This is a genomic window from Nostoc foliaceum FACHB-393, assembly GCF_014698505.1.
GTDB classification, from domain to species: Bacteria; Cyanobacteriota; Cyanobacteriia; order Cyanobacteriales; family Nostocaceae; genus Nostoc; species Nostoc foliaceum_A.
The window spans coordinates 292,757-316,979 of the sequence record NZ_JACJTD010000002.1 but is presented as its reverse complement, the minus strand read 5'-3'; the positions used below and the strand labels follow the sequence as shown (position 1 = coordinate 316,979).

Sequence of the window (24,223 nt, the reverse complement as noted above, 5' to 3'; positions counted from 1 at the left end):
ATTAAAGAGTTAGAGAAAAATGAATACTTCTGCTGAAGCATACAGCGTAACAACTGGTTTAGAAATAGCAATTATTGGCATGGCGGGGCAATTCCCCGGAGCTAAAAATATTGATGACTTTTGGACAAATTTACAAAATGGTGTAGAATCAATTTCATTTTTTCCGGATGAAGAAGTAAAGGATTCAGGAATAAATCATAATTTGCTACAGGATACCAATTATGTAAAAGCTGGAGCAATATTAGAAAATGTAGAAACATTTGATGCTTCATTCTTTGGCTTTAATCCTAGAGAAGCAGCAATTACTGATCCACAGCACCGGGTATTTTTGGAGTGTGCTTGGTCAGCCATTGAAGCAGCTGGCTACAATGCAGAAACATACGAAGGATTGATTGGAGTTTTCGCTGGTACAGGTCTGAACACCTATTTATTCAACCTTGCTTCTGGGCGGGAGAATTTAACAGACTTCAGTGATTTTCAAATAGCTATTGCTAATGATAAAGATTTTCTAACTACACGCGTATCTTATAAATTAAATCTGAAAGGGCCGAGTTATACAGTTCAAACTGCCTGTTCAACTTCCTTAGTTGCTGTCCACTTGGCTTGTCAAAGCTTACTAAGTGGAGAATGTGATATTGCTTTGGCGGGTGGCGTAGCGATCGCACTGCCTCAAAAAGGTGGATATTTGTATCAACAAGGAGGAATTTTGTCTCCTGACGGGCACTGTCGGGCTTTTGATGCTCAAGCGCAGGGAACTGTCAGTGGTAATGGTGTAGGTATTGTAGTTTTAAAACGGCTAGCAGAAGCGATCGCTGATGGTGATTCTATCTCTGCTGTCATCAAAGGTTCAGCTATCAACAATGATGGTTCATTCAAAGTTAGTTATACAGCGCCCAGTATAGATTCTCAAGCAAAAGTGATTCGGGCGGCTCAAATAATGGCAGAGATTGAGCCAGATACTATTAGTTATATAGAAACCCACGGCACCGGCACAACTTTGGGCGATCCGATTGAAATCACAGCCCTGACACAAGCTTTTCGTGACAAAACGGAGCAAAAAGGCTTTTGTGCTATTGGTTCGGTAAAAACAAATATTGGACATCTCGATACCGCAGCTGGGATCGCAAGTCTGATTAAAACTGTATTGGCAGTTAAAAATAAACAAATACCAGCCAGCTTGCACTTTGAGCAGCCTAATCCTCAGATAGATTTCGCTAACAGTCCTTTTTACGTCAATAGCTCCCTGGCGGAATGGAAAACCAACGGCACTCCTCGCCGTGCGGGAGTAAGTTCCTTTGGCATTGGTGGCACTAATGCCCATGTAATTCTCGAAGAAGCCCCAATTGCTGAATCTTCCAGTGCTTCTCGCCCCTGGCAATTGTTACTACTTTCGGCAAAGACTAGTACATCTCTGGAAACTGCTACAGCAAATTTAGTTGCTCACCTCCGACAAAATCCTGATTTGAACTTGGCTGATGTCGCTTACACCTTAGATGTGGGCCGTCAGGCTTTTGACCATCGCCGTATGGTAGTATGCCAAAACCTTGATGATGCGGTAAAAGTGCTGGAAATTGCGGATTCTCCAAGAGTTCTTACCAGCTACCAGACACCCAGTAATCGCCCTGTTGTGTTTATGTTTTCTGGACAGGGAGCGCAGTACGTAAATATGGCGCTGGAACTCTACCAGAGTGAACCGATCTTCAGCGAGCAAGTTGATTACTGCTGCCAAGTGCTAAAACCGCATCTTGGGTTGGATTTGCGTAGTGTACTTTATCCCCACGAGAAAGACACTACCCAAGAGCTAATGCAGACTTCTTTGGCTCAACCTGCACTATTTGTAATTGAGTATGCCTTAGCTAAGTTGTGGATGGCATGGGGAGTACATCCGCAAGCGATGATTGGTCATAGCATTGGGGAATATGTAGCTGCAACTCTAGCCGGAGTTTTTTCTCTAGAAGATGCTTTAGGACTAGTAGCTACGCGAGGAAGACTGATGCAGCAACTTCCTGCTGGGGAAATGGTAGCTGTACCTTTATCAGAGTCGGAGATTAAACCCCTACTTGGTGAGAAACTTTCTTTAGCAGCCATCAATGGGCCTGCCATGTGTGTGGTTTCAGGTGATAGCGAGGCGATCGCTTTACTACAAAATCAACTCACTGAAAAAGTTGTGGAATATCGCCCCTTGCATACATCTCATGCCTTTCATTCCCAAATGATGGAGCCTATCCTCGCTCCATTCATGCAGGATGTTGCAAAACTCAATCTGAATCCCCCAGAAATTCCCTTTGTATCCAACGTAACTGGTACTTGGATTACCGCAACAGATGCGACAGATCCGAGTTATTGGGTGAAGCATTTACGCCAAACAGTTCGTTTTGCCACAGGTATGGCTGAGTTACTCCAAGAACCAGAACGCATTTTCCTAGAAATTGGCCCTGGAAAAACTTTGAGTACTTTTGCTAAACAGCAGCTTGTTGGACATACTCAACAGGTTGTGGTTTCTTCAATTCGTCACCCCCGCGAACAAGAGTCAGATATAGCGTTTTTGCTCACTTCTCTCGGCAGACTTTGGCTGGTTGGTGTGCAGGTGAATTGGTCGCAATTTTACTCACAAGAACGCCGTCACCGCATCCCCTTGCCAACTTATCCATTTGAGCATCAGCGTTATTGGATTGATGCTCAAAAACAGCCAGACCTTCCCAAGACTGATTTACCAGTATTACTTGCAACTTCCAAAAAGCCAGACGTTGCAGACTGGTTTTATATCCCATCTTGGAAACGCTCTATAGCCTTGACCTTCAAACCAGGGGAAATGCAGATTCGCTCTACTTGGCTTGTTTTTATTGATGAGTGCGGGTTAGGTTACCAACTGGTAAAAAGACTGGAACAAGAAAATCAGAACGTGATTATTGTCAAGGTCGGGTTAGAGTTTTCTGAGGTGAGTGAATCTCTTACAGATAAATATTTTCAACGTATATTTACTATTAATCCTCATAAAAATCAGGATTATAATGCCTTAATGGAAAAACTTGATGCAACAGAGAATATTCCTACAAATATTATTCATTTATGGAATGTAACACCAGATATTTATCAAGCATCAAGTGTTAATCAAGCTCAAGATTTAGGTTTTTATAGCCTGTTATTTTTAACCCAAGCCCTGGAAAAATACAAATTTAATAATCAGGTAGAAATTGTTGTTATATCCAACAATATTCAAGTAGTAACTGGAGAAGAATTGCTATGTCCTCAAAAGGCAACTGTGCTTGGTTTCATAAACGTCATCCCTCAGGAATATCGAAATATACGTTGTCGTAATATTGATATTGTTATTCCCAAACTTTTTAAAGAGAATAAGCAGAAACTTACAGAATATTTATTATTAGAAATTACCAAAAAAACTTCTGAATTAGTAATAGCTTATCGTGGCGATCATCGCTGGGTGCAAACTTTTGAACCACTTCGATTGGATAACTTTAATAGAACAACTACTAAATTTAGAGAAGGAGGAGTTTATTTAATTACAGGTGGACTCGGAGACATTGGACTAGTGCTGGCTGAACATTTGGCTAAGACTGTTCGCGCCAAATTAATACTAATAGGGCGTTCAGCACTTCCCGCACCAGATGAATGGGAAAAATGGTTAGTTACTCATGATGAAAACGATGGCACAAGCCGCAAAATCCAAAAATTGCAGGAATTAGAAAAACTAGGATCTGAGGTGATAGCGATCGCTGCTGATGTCGCCAATGAACAACAAATGCAGGCAGCGATCGCGCAAGGTGAGAAGCGGTTTGGTCAACTCAATGGTGTGATTCATGCTGCTGGGATCGTCGCAGGAGATTCATTTAAATCCATTGCACAGATTGGTAAAACGGAGTGTGAACTGCAATTTCAACCAAAAGTATACGGAACCTTGGTTTTGGAAAAGATTTTGCAGAACAGAAAGCTTGACTTTTGCGTATTAATGTCTTCCCTATCCACAATTTTAGGAGGACTAGAATTTATTGCTTATTCGGCAGCCAATGTTTTCATGGATGCTTTTGTTTATCAGCATAACCAGAAAAATTCGTTCTCTTGGCTCTGCATAAATTGGGATGGTTGGCTATTAGAAGAAGAACATCAACCAAATATATCCTTTGGTGGAAATTTGACTAAATTGGCAATGACACCAAAAGAGGGTGTGGAAGCATTTGAAAAGATTTTATCTTGGGGTGAAGTCAACCAGGTAATTATCTCAACTGGAAATCTACAAGTCAGGATTGACCAATGGATTAAGTTGGAATCTTCACCACAAAAAGCTACTTCTCAAATAAATAATTCATTCTCACTTCATGCCAGACCAAATTTACCCAATGCTTATGTTGCTCCGAGAAATGAGACTGAGCAAGCACTCGTTAACATCTGGGAAGAACTATTGGGGATTGAGCAAGTAGGGATTTACGACAATTTCCTAGAATTAGGAGGACATTCTCTGCTAGGAACTCAAGTTATCTTACGAGTGCGCGAAGCATTTCAAGTCAATCTGCCGTTGCATGACCTGTTTAAAGAGCCTACCGTAGCCGGACTAGTTGAGCAAATTGAGAGAATTCGTTCGATAGTCGAACAGATAGGCGATCGCCCTGCTGCAATAATGAACAACCGAGAGGAGATAGAGTTATGAAAACTATCGAGGAGTTTTTGTCTTACCTTGGCAACTTGGACATTAAGCTTTGGGCTGATGGCGATCGCCTGCGCTGTAACGCACCCGAAGGAACCTTGACATTAACTTTGCGTACTCAAATACAAGAGCGTAAAGCAGAAATACTCCCGTTTCTTCAAAAAGCTCATCTTGCTTCTAGTTCTACTTTTGAGGTGATACAGTCCGTACCACGAGAAGGAAAGCTACCTCTATCCTTTGCTCAACAACGGTTGTGGTTCCTAGACCAGTTAGAGCCAAACAGTGCCTTGTACAACATTCCGGTTGCTGTGCGCCTGCAAGGTCAACTAAACATACTAGCCTTAGAACAAAGTCTTAAAGAAGTTATTCGCCGCCACGAAATTTTACGCACCAACTTCATCAAAGTTGATGGGCAACCAGTTGCAATCATTCAGCCAGAAAGTGTTTGGCAATTGTCAGTTTTTGACTGCGAAGATCTGCCAACAACTGAGCAACATCAGCATTGGCAGGAATTAGCAACACAACAAGCCCAGCAACCCTTTGACCTAGCGACTGAACCGTTAGTACGGGCGACTTTACTAGTGCTGAGTGAGACAGAACACATCTTGCTACTCATCATGCACCACATTATTTCTGATGGGTGGTCAATAGGTGTAGTTGTGAGTGAGTTAGCCACACTCTATGAAGCCTTTTGTATTGGACAACTCTCACCTCTAGCCGAACTACCAATACAGTACGCAGACTTCGCAGCTTGGCAACGGCAATGGTTGCAAGGTGATGTACTAGAAGCCCAACTCACTTACTGGCAGCAGCAACTCGCAAATGCGCCAGCTTTATTATCACTGCCTACTGATCGACCCAGACCAGCAGTACAAACTTTCCAAGGGGCATCTCAATCCTTCGTACTCTCTGTAGAGCTAATTGCAGCACTCAACTTACTGAGTCAGGAAGCTGGAGTTACCTTGTTCATGACCCTGTTGGCAGCCTTTGACACATTACTTTACCGCTACACAGGTACAGAAGACATCTTGGTTGGATCACCCATTGCTAACCGCAATCGCAGTGAACTTGCAGGATTAATTGGCTTCTTTGTTAACACTTTAGTCTTCCGCGCTGATATCTCAGGCAATCCCAGTTTTCGAGAATTACTGGGTCGAGTCCAGAAAACAGCAATGGATGCCTATGCTCATCAAGACCTACCGTTTGAGATGCTGGTAGAGGCATTGCACCCGCAACGAAACTTAAGCCATACACCTGTATTTCAGGTAATGTTTGTACTCCAGAATGCTCCCATGCCCAAGATGGAGCTTCCCGGCTTAACTCTGAGTCCATTGGCAGTAGAAAGCTTGACAGCAAAGTTTGATCTTACCTTGACAATGGAGAACACCCCTAATGGATTTGTGGGGTCGTGGGAATACAACACTGACATATTTGATGCTACCACCATCGAGCGAATGACAGGGCATTTCCAGACCTTACTCGCAGGGATTGTTGCAAATCCGAAAGTGCCAGTTTCCCAATTGCCGCTACTTACAGAAATTGAACGTTACCAATTACTGCATAAATGGAACGACACTCAAAGAGACTATCCCCAGGATAAGTGTATCCATAATTTGTTTGAGGATCAGGTAGAGCGATCGCCAGATGCCATTGCTGTAGTATTTGAAGAGCAACAGTTGACCTACCGAGAACTGAATCAGCGAGCCAATCAGCTAGCGCAGCACCTGCAAAAGCTGGGAGTGGGGCCAGAGGTACTAGTGGGGATTTGCATAGAGCGATCGCTCTTAATGGTAATTGGTCTTTTAGGCATCCTCAAAGCTGGTGGAGCCTATGTACCAATCGATCCCGACCATCCACAACAGCGCTTAACCTTCTTTTTACAAGACTGCCAAACAAGAATATTATTAACTCAAAATAAATTCAAACAAGCCCTGTCCAGTCATGAAATTCAACTGATTTGCCTAGACAGTGAGTGGGCTACCATTGCCCAAGAACGCAGCGATAATCCAGTCACAGGCATTGCATCTCATAATTTAGCCTACGTCATTTACACATCTGGTTCAACAGGTGTACCAAAAGGAGCGATGAACACTCATGTAGGAGTATGCAATCGCCTACTTTGGATGCAGGATACTTACCAATTAACCCAAGCAGACCGTATTCTCCAAAAAACTCCCTTAAGCTTTGATGTCTCTGTTTGGGAATTCTTTTGGCCCTTGTTTACAGGTGCTTGTCTTGTGGTTGCCCAACCGGGAGTTCATAGAGATAGTGCTTATTTAGTCAAGCTAATTGCGGAACAAAAAATCACCACAATTCATTTTGTTCCCTCTATGCTGGCTATTTTCTTAGAAGAACAGAGGCTAGAAACCTGTAATTGTCTTAAGCGTGTGATTTGCAGTGGTGAAGCATTGTCTTTCAATCTACAGCAACGCTTTTTTGCACATTTGGGAGCAGAATTGCACAATCTGTATGGGCCAACTGAGGCGGCGATTGATGTTACAGCTTGGACGTGCGATCGCGCAAGCACGAGGCAAGAAGTTCTTATTGGTTCTCCAATTGCTAATATGCAGATGTATGTACTGGATAACCAGCAGTGCTTAGTTCCTGTAGGCATACCAGGCGAACTGTATATTGGTGGTATTGGCTTGGCGCGGGGGTACTACAACCGTCCAGAACTGACTGCTGAAAAATTTATACCCCATCCCTTTAGTCAAGAACCAGGAAAACGACTGTACAAAACTGGAGATATCGGGCGATACCGACCAGATGGAACCATTGAGTACTTGGGACGAATTGACAATCAGGTAAAAATCCGCGGCTTCCGGATAGAACTCGGAGAAATAGAGTCAGTACTAAGCCAACACGCCAATGTGCAAGAAGCTTTAGTGATAGCGAGACAAGACACTCCCAATACTCAAAGCTTGGTTGCCTACTTTGTCCCCAGCCACAAACAGACACTGACAATCAGTGAGTTGCGGCAGTTCCTCAAAAGACAACTGCCTGAGTACATGGTTCCTTCAGCTTTCGTGATGCTAGAAACCTTACCACTAACTCTCAATGGCAAAGTAGACCGCCGTGCTTTACCAGTACCTGAATCATATCGAGAACTGGAAATCGGCTTTGTTGCGCCGCGAACTCCTATCGAAGAAATACTAGCGCTGATCTGGGCTGATGTCTTGCGAGTTGAGGAAGTGGGAATTCACGATAATTTCTTTGAACTAGGTGGACACTCCCTGCTAGCAACTCAACTCGTCTCACGGGTGCGAACCACCTTCGGGTTAGAAGTTCCATTACGTAGCTTATTTGAAGCTGCTACAGTCGCCGATTTTGCCCAGTACATTCAGCAAAGGCAGCAAGAAAAGTCAGAACTATTAGCACCACCGCTATTACCAACAGCAAGGGATGCAGGGTTACCACTGTCATTTGCTCAAAAACGCTTGTGGTTTCTAGATCAGTTAGAGCCAAACAGCAACTTTTACAACATCCCTGCTGTTGTCCGTTTCCAAGGTAAACTTAACCCAACCGCTTTAGAAGAAAGTCTTAAAGAAGTTATTCGTCGCCACGAAACCCTACGCACCAACTTCATCACAGTTGATGGGCAACCAGTTGCAATTATTCAGCCAGAAAGTACTTGGAGACTGTCAGTTGTTGACTGGCGACATCTACCAACGAGTGAGCAACAGATTTCTTGGCAGGAATTAGCAACAAAGCAAGCCCAGCAACCCTTTGACCTCGCTACTGAATCGTTAATACGAGGTACTTTACTCGTGCTGAGTGAGACAGAACACATATTGCTACTCACGATGCACCATATTGTTTCTGATGGGTGGTCAATAGGTGTACTTGTAAGTGAATTAGCTACGCTATATCAAGGCTTCTGTAGCGGGCAACCTTTATCCTTACCGGAACTACCAATACAGTATGCAGACTTCGCAGCTTGGCAACGGCAGTGGTTGCAAGGTGATGTACTAGAATCTCAACTCGCTTATTGGCGGAAACACCTTAGCGGCGCACCCACAGTACTAGAGTTACCGTGCGATCGCCCGCGTCCTGCGGTTCAGACATTCCGGGGTGCTACCCATGCTCTCAAACTATCTCAGGAGCTATCTATTGCACTCAAAAATCTGAGTCAGCAGCAACAAAGTACTCTATTTATGACTTTGTTAGCAGTCTTCAAAACACTGCTCTACCGCTATACCGGAAGTACGGATATTGTCGTAGGTACACCGATCGCTAATCGCAACCGAACCGAAATAGAAGGGTTAATTGGGTTTTTTGTCAATACTTTGGTACTGCGAACAGATATTTCTGGAAACCCCACCTTTGAGGAAATACTGCGGCGAGTGCGCGAAGTGGCATTAGGAGCATATGCCCACCAGGATTTGCCATTTGAACTGCTAGTAGAAACACTACAGCCACAACGCAACTTGAGCCATTCGCCTTTATTCCAAGTGATGTTTGTGCTTCAGAATGCACCGATGTCTGCGTTGGAGTTGCCGGGTTTGACTTTGAGTTTCTTGGAGGACAACAGCGACACGGCAAAGTTTGATTTGACCTTGTACATGGAAGAGACAACTGCGGGAATGATTGGGACTCTGGAGTACAACACCGATTTGTTTGACGCAAGTACTATACAGAGGATGGCAGAGCATTTGCAGACTTTGCTGGCAGGAATTGTTGCTAACCCACAACAGCAGATTTCGCAATTACCCCTGCTGACAGCATTTGAGCAACAGCAGTTACTAGTAGAGTGGAACGACACTCAGGTTGACTATCCACAGGATAAGTGTATCCATCAGTTGTTTGAGGAGCAGGTAGAGCGATCGCCAGATGCCATTGCTGTAGTATTTGAAGACCAACATTTGACCTACCGAGAACTGAATCAGCGAGCGAATCAGTTAGCGCACCACTTGCAAAAGCTAGGTGTAGGACCAGAGATACTAGTGGGGATTTGCATAGAGCGATCGCTCTTAATGGTAATCGGTTTATTAGGCATCCTCAAAGCTGGTGGAGCCTATGTACCAATCGATCCAGCCTATCCACAAGAGCGCTTAACCTTCTTTTTACAAGACTGCCAAACAAGAATATTATTAACTCAAGATAAATTTAAACAAACCCTGTGCAGCCATGAAATTCAACTGATTTGCCTAGACAATGAGTGGACTACTATTGCCCAAGAACCCAGCGATAACACAGTCACAGGCATTGCATCTCATAATTTAGCCTACGTTATTTACACATCTGGTTCCACAGGTAAGCCCAAAGGCGTTTTAGTCAATCACTCTAATGTAGTTCGTTTGTTTGCAGCGACAAACTCTTGGTATAACTTCAACGCTGAAGATGTGTGGACACTGTTCCACTCTTATGCATTCGACTTTTCTGTGTGGGAAATTTGGGGTGCATTGTTTTATGGTGGACGACTGGTAGTAGTGCCTTATTTAGTGACGCGATCGCCCGAGTCCTTCTATAAGTTATTGTGTCAAGAGCAAGTCACAATTCTCAATCAAACACCTTCAGCCTTCCGCCAGTTAATTCAAGCCGAACAGTCAATAGCAACTATTGGTGAGTTAAAATTACGCTTAGTAATTTTCGGTGGAGAAGCCTTAGAACCCAAGAGTTTACAACCTTGGTTTGAAAGCCACGGCGACCAGTCGCCCCAATTAGTTAATATGTACGGAATTACAGAAACCACTGTACACGTTACCTATCGTCCACTAAGCAAAACCGATTTGCATGGCACGGCAAGTGTAATTGGTCGTCCAATACCCGACTTACAGGTGTATGTGCTGGATGAATATAAAAAGCCAGTACCAATTGGTGTTCCAGGCGAGATGTACGTTGGTGGTGCTGGAGTAGCGCGTGGTTATCTGAATCGTTCCGAATTGACACAACAACGGTTTATCTCTCATCCCTTTAGTCAAGAACCAGGAAAACGACTGTACAAAACTGGAGATATCGGGCGATACCGACCAGATGGAACCATTGAGTACTTGGGACGAATTGACAATCAGGTAAAAATCCGTGGCTTCCGGATAGAACTCGGAGAGATTGAGGCTTTATTAAGCCAACACCCAGCATTGCGAGAAACTGTAGTGACAAATCAGCAGGATATACGTGGTGAGCAGTGTTTAGTCGCCTACGTAGTTGCCAAGGAACAGCCAGCACCCTCTACTAGTGAACTGCGCCGCTTCCTGAGTGAAAAGTTGCCCGAATACATGATTCCTGCTGTGTTTGTGCCGCTTCTTAGACTACCTCTAACTCCTAACGGCAAGCTAGACCACAGGGCACTACCAGCACCCGATACAGCCAGACCCGAATTAGACAAAGCGTTTGTAGCTCCTCGCACTCCCATTGAGGAGGTAATAGCAGGAATTTGGACTCAGGTACTTGGTTTAGAACAAGTTGGCAGCAATGACAATTTCTTCGAGTTGGGAGGACACTCCCTATTGGCAACGCAAGTTATTTCTCGCCTCCGCGATGCCTTTCAGGTAGAGCTACCACTACGCTATTTGTTTGAGTCACCAACAATAGCAGAACTTGCCCAAAGGATTGAAAAACTGATGAAAGCTGGGCAGGGACTCAAGGAACTACCTATTCAGCCTTGCTCACGCGAGACAAATTTACCTCTGTCGTTCGCTCAACAACGTCTGTGGTTTATCGACCAGCTAGAACCTGGTAGCTCGTTATACAATGACACTATCGCTGTGCGCCTTACAGGTACGCTTAACATTGCCGCTTTAGCGCAGAGCCTCAATGAAATTGTGCAGCGTCATGAAGCTTTACGTACTACTTTTACAACAGTAGATGGACAACCAGTCCAAGTAATTACGCCTGTCTTAAGATTAAGCTTACCGATAGTAGACTTGCGTTCACGAAGTGTCTCTTTCAGAGAATCGCTCCCTCCAAATAAGCAGCAGATAGAGATAGAACGTTTTGCTACAGAAGAGTTACAGCGACCTTTCAATTTGGCAGAGGGGCCACTACTGCGAGTCATGCTACTGGAATTGGATAAAAATGAGCATGTACTTTTATTTACAATCCACCATATAGTTTCTGACGCTTGGTCGTTAGGGTTACTCGTCCAGGAAGCAACGACGCTTTACGAAGCTTTCAACCGTGGTCGACCGTCACCACTACCCGAACTCCCCATCCAATATGCAGACTTTGCTTATTGGCAGCAGCAATGGCTGGTGGGAGAAGTTTTGGAAGCGCAACTTTCATACTGGCAACGGCATTTAAGTGGCGCTCCCACTATGCTCAAGTTACCGATGGCTCGACCACGACCGACAGTCCAGACTTTCGGTTTAGGAAGTACTAACTTTGTCATCCCCAAAGCGTTAACCGAGGAAATCAAAACGCTCTCGCGCCAGGAGGGAGTCACTCTTTTCATGACCCTACTGGCAACCTTGCAAACGCTTTTATCGCGTTACACCCATCAAGAAGACATCGTTGTTGGTACAGATGTTGCTAACCGTAACCGTAGCAATACCGAACAACTAATCGGGTTCTTTGTCAACCTACTAGTCTTGCGGACTGACCTCTCTGGCAACCCTAGTTTTCGGGAGTTACTGCGGCGGGTGCGAGAAGTGGCATTAGGAGCCTATGCTCACCAAGATTTACCTTTCGCCAAACTGGTAGATGCCTTACAGCCAGAACGCAAGTTAGGTCATACACCACTATTTCAAATATTATTCGTCCTTCAAAATACCCCAAACCCAACCGTAGAGCTTTCAGAACTTACCTTGACACTGATGGAAATTAACACTGGTATGGCAAGGTTTGACTTAGCTTTATTTGTTACAGAAACCGAACAAGGACTTATTGGCACTTGGAAATATAGCACTGATCTTTTTGATGCTGATTCCATCACCCGCATGTCAGGTCACTTTGAAACACTGCTCAAGAACATTGTGGCGCAGCCCGATACTAGAATTAATAGTTTAGAAATGCTGACTGAACCTGAAAAGAAACATCAAAGCTTAGAACAAAAACAACGCCAAGCGGCTAAGTTAAGCAAATTCAAAACGGTTAAACCTAAAGCTGTAAGTTTGCCATCAGGAGAATTAATTAAAACAGATTTTCTCCATTCGGAAAACACCTTGCCTTTGGTAATACAACCTGATGTAGCAGATATTGAACTTGCAGACTGGGCAAAAAGTCACCGCGACTTCATCGAAACTCAGCTATTAAAGCATGGTGCAATTCTCTTCCGCAACTTCAATATCAATTCAGTTTCTGAGTTTGAAAATGTTGCTGGTGCTATTTGCCCAAATTTATTCGGTGAGTATGGCGATTTACCACGTGAGGGAGTAGGCGGTAAAGTTTATGGTTCTACCCCTTATCCCAACGACAAAGCAATCCTGTTTCATAATGAAAGTTCGCACTTACAGCAATGGCCAATGAAAATTTGGTTTTTCTGTGTGCAACCAGCCCAGATTGGTGGAGAAACACCGATTGTCGATTGTCGGAAGATTTATCAACTCCTCAACCCCAAACTGAGAGAGCGATTTGCTGATAAAAAACTGATGTATGTCCGCAACTTCACAGAAGGTTTAGATGTGAGTTGGCAAGAGTTTTTTAGAACTACAGAAAAAGCAGTAGTTGAAGATTATTGTCGCCAAGCAGGCATGGATTTTGAATGGTCAGATAATAGTTTAAGAACTCGCTCTTATCGACAAGCGATCGCCAAACATCCTCGCACTGATGAACTAGTATTTTTCAATCAATTGCAGTTGCACCATATATCATACCTAGACTCTGAAATTCAGAATTCCCTCTTGTCATTGTTTGGAGAACAAAGGCTACCACGTCATGTCTATTATGGCGATGGTTCTCCTATTGAACAATCAGTAATTCAAGAAATTAGCGAGATTTATCAACAGTCACAAGTTAGTTTTACTTGGCAAAAAGGGGACATAATAATGTTGGATAATATGTTGGCTGCTCACGGAAGAAATCCCTTTGTTGGTTCACGAAAAATTGTAGTCGCAATGGGAGAAATGATAAATTTTGAAAAATTAGCAAAACTTTAATGAATAGAAGATAAATTCATAGTAAAATCTTTCTATAACGAACCTAAGTTTATAAATTCTCTCTCCTTCCTTCGCGTCCTTTGCGGTTCGTTAAAAAAGCATTTTTCACAAGTCAACTAGCACTACTACATCATATTTATATTCCTTTGCTGTCTTGGCTGGTAGAAGAAATAAGACACAAAAACTCGAAAAATCAATGCAAAAGCAAATAATCGAAGGATTTCAACTTTCTCCTCAACAAAAGCATCTTTGGTCATTGCAACAAGGTAGCTTTGCTTATCAAAGTCAAGCTGCTATCCTCATTGAGGGGAATCTCAAAACAGAATTTCTTGAGTTAGGCTTAAAAAATGTTATTAGCCAAAATGAGATTCTGCGAACCATTTTTCCTCGTAAACCAGGAATAAAAACTCCTCTTCAAGTTATATCAGAGAGTAGTGAAATATGTTGGCACAATATCGATTTGAGTAATTTTGACTTTCAAGAACAGGAAGCACAAACAGAAAAAATTATTCAGAAAGAAAGACACCAAAGTATCGACTTTGATAAAAGTCCTCTGTTGCGTCTATGTTTATTGAAACTGTCAGCCCAAAAGCATATTTTACTGATTAGCCTGCCAGCAATTTGCGCCGATGGCAAATCACTTCAAATTCTGGTTGAGGAAATTTGCCAATCTTATACTGCTTGTTTTCAAGGAGAAGAATTATTCTCAGTCGAAGAAGGTATACAATATATTCAATTTTCAGAATGGCAGAATCAATTACTCAATGATGAAGATGGTGCAGTTGGTAAAGAATACTGGATTAAGCAAGATTTGTCTGCTCTAACTACTCTAAAATTGCCTTTTGAAATCCAACAAAGTAATGATTATGCTAAATTTGAGTTTAACTTCTTTGAATCGAAGTTAGAGCCTAAAATAGTTACTGAAATTGAAGCGATCGCACGAAAACATGAAACTTCAATTTCTATAGTTTTGTTAACTTGCTGGCATATTCTGTTGTCGCGTATCACTGGACAACAGAATATTATAATTGGTACTGCCTTTGATGGTCGTCAATATGAAGAGTTAGAGCGATCGCTAGGATTATTTACTAAATACTTACCATTAAATTGTCATTTTGAAACTGATTCCAAATTTTCAGAAATACTTCAGCAAGTTAATCAAACTGTCAATGATGCCTATGAATGGCAAGAGTATTTTACAGTAGAAGAAATAGTCAAGCATCCAGAGACATTTTATTTTCCTATAGAATTTGAATATGAACAGTGGCCAGGAAAGATTTTAGCTGGTGATGTATGGTTCTCACTTGTTCAGCAATATATCTGTCTAGATAAATTTAAATTGAAACTTTCCTGTAATCATTGCCAGGATGTACTAATAACAAAATTCCACTACGATGTAAATTACTTTACCGAAGATAATATTAAACTTCTGGCAGAACAATTCCAGACATTATTAGTAAGCGTTATTAATAATCCAGATTCGGCTATACTGAAATTAAATATTCTCAGCGAAAACCAACGAAATCATCTATTAATTGAATGTAACAAAACAACTATAGATTATCCCCAAGATAAGTGCATTCACCAACTATTTGAAGAACAAGTCATCAAGACACCAGATAAAATTGCTGTTGTGTTTGAGGAGGAGCAACTAACCTACAGCGAACTTAATAGTCGTGCTAACAAAATAGCTCATTATCTCCAACAATTGGGAGTCGGGCCAGATGTATTAGTAGGTATTTGTGTAGAGCGTTCGTCGAAGACGTTGCCGAAGGCATCGCTCGAAATGATCGTTGCACTGCTTGGTATTCTCAAAGCAGGCGGAGCGTATCTACCAATAGACCCGACCTTACCAACTTCTGGCATCGCTTTGCGTTTGCAGGATGCTCAAGTACCAATCCTCTTAACTCAGCAGCATTTGGTAAATCGTGTTTTTGCACAGACAACACGGGTAGTCTGCTTAGATACTGACTGGGAAGCCATCGCTCAAGAAGCTAGCCACAATCCAACTAGTAAAGTTAGACCTGAGAACTTAGTTTATGTAATTTACACCTCTGGTTCCACAGGCATACCCAAAGGCGTGTTAGTTGAGCATCAGCAACTACTCAACTACCTCTACAGCATCCAAGAAAAATTGAATTTTCCCGTCGGTGCGAATTTTGCGACTGTTTCCACCTTTGCCGCCGACTTGAGCAACACCGTTATCTTCCCTTCCTTGTGTAGTGGTGGATGTCTGCATATTGTATCAAGCGATCGCGCCGCCGATCCTGAAGCCTTAGCAGATTACTTTTTCCGGCATCCTATAGACTGCCTCAAGATTGTGCCATCTCACCTAAAAGCATTGCTGAGTGCCAAGAACAGCAAACAAGTTCTCCCCCGTCAGCGACTCGTGCTAGGAGGTGAGGCCACAAGTTGGAATTTGATTGAGCAGATTCAGCAATTAGCACCAGATTGTCAAATTTTTAACCACTACGGCCCAACCGAAGCCACGGTAGGCGTGCTAACTTATCGTGTCGAGAGCATACCAACTAATCAGGAATCTCAAACCGTTCCTATTGGTCGTCCTCTGGCGAACACCCAAATCTATTTACTTGACTCACTGGGACAACCAGTCCCTATTGGTGTAACAGGCGAACTGCACATTGGTGGTGCTGGTTTAGCACGGGGTTATCTCAATCAGCCAGAACAAACAGATCAGAAGTTTATTGACAATGCTTTTATTCCTGGAAAACGCCTTTACAAAACTGGAGATTTAGCTCGCTATCGCAGCGACGGCAATATTGAATTTATTGGACGTATTGACGACCAAGTTAAGCTGCACGGCTTCCGCATCGAACTTGGAGAAATTGAAGCTTTATTGTTGAAACACCATGCTGTCAGTGAAACTGTGGTGATTTTACGGGAGGATCAACCAGGCAACAAGCGGTTAGTAGCTTATGTCGTGCCTAAAGCTAAATTGTCTCCGACAACTAGTGAACTGCGGCAATTCTTGCTGGAGTTGCTACCCGAATATATGCTCCCTGCTGTTTTTGTCCAGCTAAAGGCTCTGCCTTTAACAGCCAACGGTAAGGTGAATCGCCAGCTACTACCCGCACCTGATACATCTAGACCGGAGTTGAAAGCAGCCTATGTAGCACCACGCACACCTAACGAGAAAATATTGGCTGAAATTTGGGCACAAGTTCTCAGGGTTGAGCAGGTTGGCATTTATGACAACTTCTTCGAGTTAGGCGGTGACTCGATTATCAGTATTCAAATTGTCGCCAGAGCTAATCAAGCAGGTCTCAAACTGACACCTAAGCAACTATTTGAACACCAAACAATTGTTGACTTAGCAGCAGCGGCTGGCACTAGTTTGGTGATGGTGGCGGAACAAGATATAGTAACTGGTTCCCTGCCTCTGACACCAATTCAGCACTGGTTTTTTGAACAAAATCAGCCTGAACCACACCACTGGAACCAGTCAGTTTTACTGCAAGTTAGGCGATCGCTTGATCCTGTGTTGTTACAAAAGACAGTCCAGCAGTTATTGATATACCATGACGCACTGCGCCTGCATTTTGTACAAACAGAATCTAGTTGGCAACAAATCAACGCTGATTTTGAGAATCTGGTGCCATTTACACAAATAGATTTTTCAGCACTCCCAGAAACAGAGCAACAACAAGCTTTAGAAACAGCCGCAGCAGAGTTACAAACCAGTCTTGACCTATCCTCCGGCCCACTAGTCCGGGTAGCTTTATTTAATTTGGGTGGATCTAAACCCAGTCGCTTGTTAATTCTCATCCACCACTTAGCTGTTGATGGTGTCTCTTGGCGGATTTTGCTGGAAGATTTCCAAACAGTTTATGAACAACTGGAGAGGGGAGAGGCAATGCAATTGCCACCGAAAACGACCTCTTTCAAACGATGGGCAGAGTTACTAACAGACTACGCAAACACAACAGCAGTACAGCAAGAGTGGGATTATTGGCGTACTCAAACTCAGAAATCATTTTCCTCCTTGCCAGTGGACTATTTAGAAGGTGATAACACAGCTGCTTCCGAAAAAATAGTCTCAGTATCCTTAAGTCAAGAAGAAACTCAAGCGCTACTTCAGGAAGTTCCAGCTGCGTATCGTACACAAATCAACGAAGTTTTGCTGACAGCGCTAGTGCAAGCTTTTGCTGAGTTAACAGGAGAAAATTCGCTGTTAGTGGAGATGGAAGGTCACGGACGCGAGGAAATCTTCGATAATGTTAACTTATCACGTACAGTTGGCTGGTTTACAACTCACTTCCCAATACTGTTGGATTTAGGGGAAAATGCCGAACCTGGAACAGCATTAAAACTAATCAAAGAGCAACTGCGTAGTATACCGCATCGGGGTATTGGCTATGGCTTGCTGCGTTACCTCAACGAAGACCGTAATATTACCGACGAACTGGCAAAACTGCCGCAACCGCAAGTGAAATTCAACTACTTGGGTCAATTTGACCAGGTGATGTCATCATCATTATTTGAACCAGTTGACGAATCTAGTGGGCCAGAACGCAGTTTGCAAGGTAGCCGCGATCGCTTGTTGGTAGTTAACAGCTTAATTACTTCCGGTCAGCTGCAATTGAATTGGAGTTATAGCGAAAATATCCATCGCCGAACCACGATTGAGACTTTAGCTGAGAATTTTGTCAAAGCATTGCGCGAACTCATCACCCACTGTCAGTCTCCAGAGGCTGGAGGATACACGCCTTCTGATTTTCCCCAAATGCAGTTGAGCCAAGAAGAGTTTGATGAACTGCTTGCAGAACTATAGTGAATCATTATTAAAAATATGGAAAATAAAAAGAATATAGAAAATATTTATCCCCTTTCGCCCACGCAGCAAGGCATACTTTTCCACAGTCTCTATTCACCCAATTCAGGAGTATATGTAGCTCAAATTAGCTGTACTCTTAGCGGCTCTCTCAATATCTCGGCATTAAAGAAAGCCTCGCAGTTGGTAATGGAGCAGCACTCAGTATTGCGTACTTCTTTTCATTGGGAACGTCGTGACCAACCGTTTCAGGTCGTTTATCGGCATATAAACTTACCTTGGGAACAGCATGATTGGCGGGGAATTTCTCCAGATGAGCAACAACAATTGCTAGAGAATTTCCTACAGGCAGATCGAGAGCAGGACTTTGACCTTGACAAACCGCCGCTAATGCGTCTAACTCTGATCCAGCTAGCTGACGACAAACACCAATTTATCTGGAGCAAACACCATCTAATTCTAGATGGGTGGTCAACGGCAATTGTTTTCAAGGAAGTTTTTGACGCTTACGAAGCGCTGCATCAAGGTAACAATTTGCCTACGATCCGCAGCAGACCTTACGGAGACTACGTTGCTTGGCTACAGCAACAAGATTTGCTGCAAGCCGAAACTTTCTGGCGGCTAATGCTTAAAGGTTTTACTTCACCTACTGCTTTAAAAGTTGATCGGAATTTTAGGGACTCTAACAGCAAGCTAGACCAGAGTGAGCAGCAAATCCAGCTATCTGAAGCCACAACATCTGCCCTAAAGTCTTTGGCTCAACAGCATCAGCTAACCTTGAATACTCTTGTCCAAGGAGCTTTTGCTCTACTTTTGAGTCGTTACAGTGGAGAGGCAGACATCTTATTTGGCGTAACTTCTTCTGGTCGTCCACCAACTCTAGCTGGTGTTGAATCAATGGTAGGTGTTTTTATTAACACCCTGCCACTACGAGTCAATGCAAATCCTGAAGATTTTCTTATACCTTGGCTGAAGCAGTTGCAAACTCAACAAATTGAGGCACGAGAATACGACTATAGCCCCTTAGTCGAAGTCCAAGCATGGAGTGAAGTGCCACGAGGTACACCTTTATTCGAGAGTATCTTAGTATTTGAAAACTATCCCATTGACTCTTCTTTACCAAAGCAAAGTGAAAATCTGGGTATTCGTGAGGTTCGCTTTGTTGAATCAATAAATTACCCCCTTACTATGCTGGTAAATGGTGGTACAGAGTTGTCAATCAATATTTGGTATGATTGCCAACGTTTTGATGCAGATACTATTACCCGGATGTTGGGGCATTTCGGGACTTTGCTAGAAGAGATGGTTGCCAATCCTGAGAAGCGCCTCAAGGATTTGCAGTTATTGACACAAGGTGAACGGCATCAACTGCTGGTAGAGTGTAATGATACTCAGGTAAATTATCCCCAAGACAAGTGCATTCATCAGTTGTTTGAGGATCAGGTAGAGCGATCGCCAGATGCCATTGCTTTAGTATTTGAAGACCAACAGTTAACCTACCAAGAACTCAATCAGCGAGCGAATCAGTTAGCGCACCACTTGCAAAAGCTAGGAGTGAGGCCAGAGGTACTAGTGGGGATTTGCATAGAGCGATCGCTAGAAATGATAATCGGTCTTTTAGGCATCCTCAAAGCTGGTGGAGCCTATGTACCAATCGATCCAGACTATCCACAACAGCGTTTAGCCTTCTTTTTAGAAGACTGCCAAACAAAAATATTATTAACGCAAGATAAATTTAAACAAACCCTGCCCAGGCACGAAATTCAACTGATTCGCCTAGACAGTGAGTGGGCTACCATTGCCCAAGAACCCAGCGATAATCCAGTCACAGGCATTGCAGCCCATAACTTAGCCTACGTTATTTACACATCTGGTTCAACAGGTGTACCAAAAGGAGCGATGAACACTCATGTAGGAGTATGCAATCGCTTACTGTGGATGCAGGATACTTACCAATTAACCCAAGCAGATCGTATTCTCCAAAAAACTCCCTTCAGCTTTGATGTGTCTGTTTGGGAATTCTTTTGGCCCTTGTTTACAGGTGCTTGTCTTGTGGTTGCCCAACCGGGAGTTCATAGAGATAGTGCTTATTTAGTCAAGCTAATTGCTGAACAAAAAATCACCACAATTCATTTTGTTCCCTCGATGCTGGCTATTTTTCTAGAAGAACAGGGACTAGAAGCATGTAATTGTCTTAAGCGTGTGATTTGTAGTGGTGAGGCATTGTCTTTCAATTTACAGCAACGCTTTTTTGCACATTTGGGAGCAGAACTACACAATCTGTATGGGCCAACTGAGGCGGCGATTGATGTTACAGCTTGGACGTGCGATCGCACAAGCACGAGGCAAGAAGTTCCTATTGGTTCTCCAATTGCTAATATGCAAATGTATATACTGGATAACCAGCAGCGCTTAGTTTCTGTGGGCATACCAGGGGAACTGTACATTGGTGGCGTTGGCTTGGCACGGGGGTACTACAACCGTCCAGAACTGACTGCTGAAAAATTTATACCCCATCCTTTTAGTCAAGAACCAGGAAAACGACTTTACAAAACTGGAGATATCGGGCGATACCAACCAGATGGAACCATCGAGTACTTGGGACGAATTGACAATCAGGTAAAAGTCCGGGGCTTCCGCATTGAGTTGGGGGAAATTGAGGCGATCCTACTTCAATACTCTGGTGTACGGGAAGCGGCGGTTCTGGTTCGGGAGGAACAACCAGGCGATAAGCACTTGGTAGCTTATATTGTTCCAATGTCTGAGCAAGTCCTTACAAGTAGTGAACTACGAAACTACCTGAAGGGGCGAATGCCTAATTATATGGTACCAACAGCTTTTGTCATGCTAGAGGCACTGCCTTTAACGCCTAACGGTAAAGTCGATCGTCGCTCCCTACCTGCACCCGACACAGTTAGACCCGAATTGAACGAAGGTTTTGTCGCACCTCGCACGCCTGTAGAGGACTTATTAGCTGGGATCTGGTCTCAAGTTCTTTCTCTTGAGCGGGTTGGCATCCACGACAACTTTTTTGATTTAGGTGGGCATTCATTGCTGGCGACTCAAGTCATGTCCCGCTTGTACAAAGCTTTCCAGATAGAGCTACCACTGCGCTATTTGTTCGAGTCACCGACTATTGCCAGATTAGCAGAGCATATTGAGACAGCAATAAGAACTGGGTCAGGATTAACAGTTGTGCCTCTTGAGTCGGTTTCACGGGATAAAGACTTACCTCTATCCTTCTCCCAACAACGCCTCTGGCTCCTCAACCAATTGGAGCCAAACAGTTCGTTGTACAACATTCCCGCAGCAGTGCGCCTAACAGGTTTACTTAACATCGCAGCACTCGAACATAGTTTCAATGAGCTGATCAGGCGTCATGAAGTTTTGCGGACTAGATTTGTGACAGTGGATGGGCAACCGTTTCAGATAGTTGAACCAACCTTAAGCTTGACCCTACCATTAGTGGATTTGCGTTCACGAAGTGTCTCTTTCAGAGAATCGCTTTCTCAGACGGAACGAGAAGCTGAGGTTGAGAAATTAGCTCAACAGGAAGCTAATCGACCTTTTGAACTAGCCAAAAGTCCCCTGCTACGATGTGTGTTGCTGCAACTGGATGATACAGAGCATGTGTTGCTAGTCACTATGCACCACATTATTTCTGATGCTTGGTCTGTAGCAATCCTCATCCGAGAGCTAGGGGAACTCTACAAAGCTTTTTCTGCCAATCAGCCCTCTCCACTTACTGAACTCCCCATCCAATATGCTGACTTTGCTATTTGGCAGCGTCAGTACTTGCAGGGAGAAACGCTCAAAACTCAGTTGAACTACTGGAAGCAGCAACTAAACGGCGCTCCTCCCTTGCTGCAATTACCTACAGATCGACCGAGACCAGCAGTCAGAACTTTCCGGGGTGCAACCCAATCTTTTACTCTACCAAAGTCCCTAACTGAGGAAATCAAAAACCTCAGCAACCGTGAAGGGGTAACTTTGTTTATGACTCTGCTGGCAGCTTTCAAGACTTTACTCTATTGCTGGACAGGGCAGGAAGACATTATAGTAGGTTCACCCATTGCGAATCGCACTAGAGCAGAACTTGAGGAGCTAATCGGATTTTTTGTCAATACCTTAGTTTTGCGGACTGATTTGTCTGATAATCCTAGTTTCCGAGAATTGCTAAGTCGGGTACGGGAGCGTACGTTAAAAGCTTATACTCACCAAGACTTACCATTTGAAAAACTGATAGAAGAGTTGCAGCCTGAGCGAAATCCGAGCTACAATCCACTGTTCCAAGTGTGGTTTGTTCTCCAAAATATTGCAATGCCATCTTTAGAGCTTTCAAATTTACATATCACTTCATTAAATATTGATAGCGATAGGGCAAAGCATGATTTGAGGCTTGAGTTAGCAGAAAGTGAAGAGGGGCTTATTGGCTCAATTGGTTACAGAGTGGACTTATTTGAAAAGGCTACCATCGCTCGCATGGCAAAAGATTTTGAAAGTCTTCTGATACAGATTACCATGCAGCCCAATATTAAATTAAACAATCTTGTAGAAATACTAACTGAAACTGATAGACAACAACAGATGATCAGAGAAAAAGAGCTAGAAAATGCCACTAGACAAAAGCTCAAGATGACTAAACGCAAGTCTATTAGTGGCATTTAATTTCATTTAAATTAGATAAATAACCATGAAAAACCCAGAGATTGACAAACCTATTATCAAAAAATTAGGAACTTTTAAGCGGCAAATAGTTAGCATTTCTCCAGAGGAATTGATCAAAACAGAGTGTCTAGAAGGTAGGCTATTACCTTTGATAGTTCAGCCTACTATACAAGAGTTAAATCTTGCTGCTTGGGCTAAAAATAATCAACAGTTTATCGAGACAAATTTACTCAAGAATGGCGGCATTCTTTTTCGCAACTTTCAGATAAATGGAGCAGCAGAATTTGAGTTATTCATTCAGGCGATCGCTGGAAATTTATTAGACTATTCTTATCGTTCAACACCACGTCATCATGTCAGTGGCAAAATCTACACTTCAACTGAATATCCGGCTGAAGAATCTATTCCTCTACACAATGAAATGTCATATTCTTGCAACTGGCCAATGAAGATTTGCTTTCATTGTGTGCAACCTGCAAAGGAAGGAGGAGAAACACCAATTGCCGATAGTCGTAAAGTTTTTCAACGCATTGCTCCTAGCATTAGAGAAAAATTTCAGCAAAAAAAGGTCATGTATGTGCGAAACTATAGAGATAAATTAGACCTTCCCTGGCAAGATGTTTTTCAGACTAATAGCAAAACCGAAGTAGAAGATTATTGCCGCAATAATGGCATTGAATATGAATGGTACGATCAAAATAGTCTGAAAACTCGCCAAATTTGTCAGGCTGTTTCTACTCATCCTCAAACCAACGAAATAGTCTGGTTTAATCAAGCTCATTTGTTTCATGTTTCTAGCTTGAATCCAACTGTTCGAGAAGGTCTATTAGCTGGTTTCAAAGAGGAAGATTTACCACGTAACACTTATTATGGTGATGGTTCACCTATTGAAACTTCTGTATTAGATAGTATTCGGGAAATTTATCAGCAAGAAGCAATTACTTTTCCTTGGCAAGCTGGTGATGTATTGTTACTAGACAATATGTTGACTTGTCATGGACGCGCTCCATTCATAGGCTCTCGAAAGGTTTTAGCAGGTATGGCAGAGCCGTTTATTAGTAAGAATTAATC

General features: G+C 43.1%; 5 protein-coding genes. All 5 read left to right on the top strand.

Annotation, left to right across the window (positions count from 1 at the left end):
* The first annotated feature begins 19 nt into the window (after positions 1-19).
* The 5 genes from H6G92_RS03045 to H6G92_RS03025 all read left to right on the top strand — a co-directional run bounded on the left by H6G92_RS03045 (position 20) and on the right by H6G92_RS03025 (position 24,221).
* Positions 20-4,663 carry a type I polyketide synthase gene (locus H6G92_RS03045; RefSeq protein WP_190890585.1) on the top strand — a complete coding sequence of 1,548 codons (4,644 nt, stop codon included), beginning with the start codon at positions 20-22 and terminating at the stop codon, positions 4,661-4,663.
* On the top strand, positions 4,660-13,692 hold the full coding sequence (locus H6G92_RS03040) for a non-ribosomal peptide synthetase (RefSeq protein WP_190890582.1): 9,033 nt from the start codon (positions 4,660-4,662) through the stop codon (positions 13,690-13,692). Before H6G92_RS03045 ends, H6G92_RS03040 begins: the two co-directional genes overlap by 4 nt.
* Before the next feature lie 196 nt (positions 13,693-13,888).
* Positions 13,889-18,484, top strand: coding sequence for a non-ribosomal peptide synthetase (locus H6G92_RS03035; protein WP_190890579.1), 4,596 nt, complete (start codon positions 13,889-13,891; stop codon positions 18,482-18,484).
* Positions 18,485-18,502: 18 nt separating this feature from the next.
* On the top strand, positions 18,503-23,152 hold the full coding sequence (locus H6G92_RS03030) for a non-ribosomal peptide synthetase (protein ID WP_190890577.1): 4,650 nt from the start codon (positions 18,503-18,505) through the stop codon (positions 23,150-23,152).
* Positions 23,153-23,177: 25 nt separating this feature from the next.
* On the top strand, positions 23,178-24,221 hold the full coding sequence (locus H6G92_RS03025; protein WP_190890574.1) for a TauD/TfdA family dioxygenase: 1,044 nt from the start codon (positions 23,178-23,180) through the stop codon (positions 24,219-24,221).
* Positions 24,222-24,223 lie beyond the last annotated feature (2 nt).

What these genes read in the sequence shown, in the direction of transcription:
- H6G92_RS03040 (WP_190890582.1), top strand. Translation starts at nt 4,660, where the DNA reads ATGAAAACTATCGAGGAGTTTTTGTCTTACCTTGGCAACTTGGACATT.
- H6G92_RS03035 (WP_190890579.1), top strand. Translation starts at nt 13,889, where the DNA reads ATGCAAAAGCAAATAATCGAAGGATTTCAACTTTCTCCTCAACAAAAG.
- H6G92_RS03030 (WP_190890577.1), top strand. Translation starts at nt 18,503, where the DNA reads ATGGAAAATAAAAAGAATATAGAAAATATTTATCCCCTTTCGCCCACG.
- H6G92_RS03025 (WP_190890574.1), top strand. Translation starts at nt 23,178, where the DNA reads ATGAAAAACCCAGAGATTGACAAACCTATTATCAAAAAATTAGGAACT.
- H6G92_RS03045 (WP_190890585.1), top strand. Translation starts at nt 20, where the DNA reads ATGAATACTTCTGCTGAAGCATACAGCGTAACAACTGGTTTAGAAATA.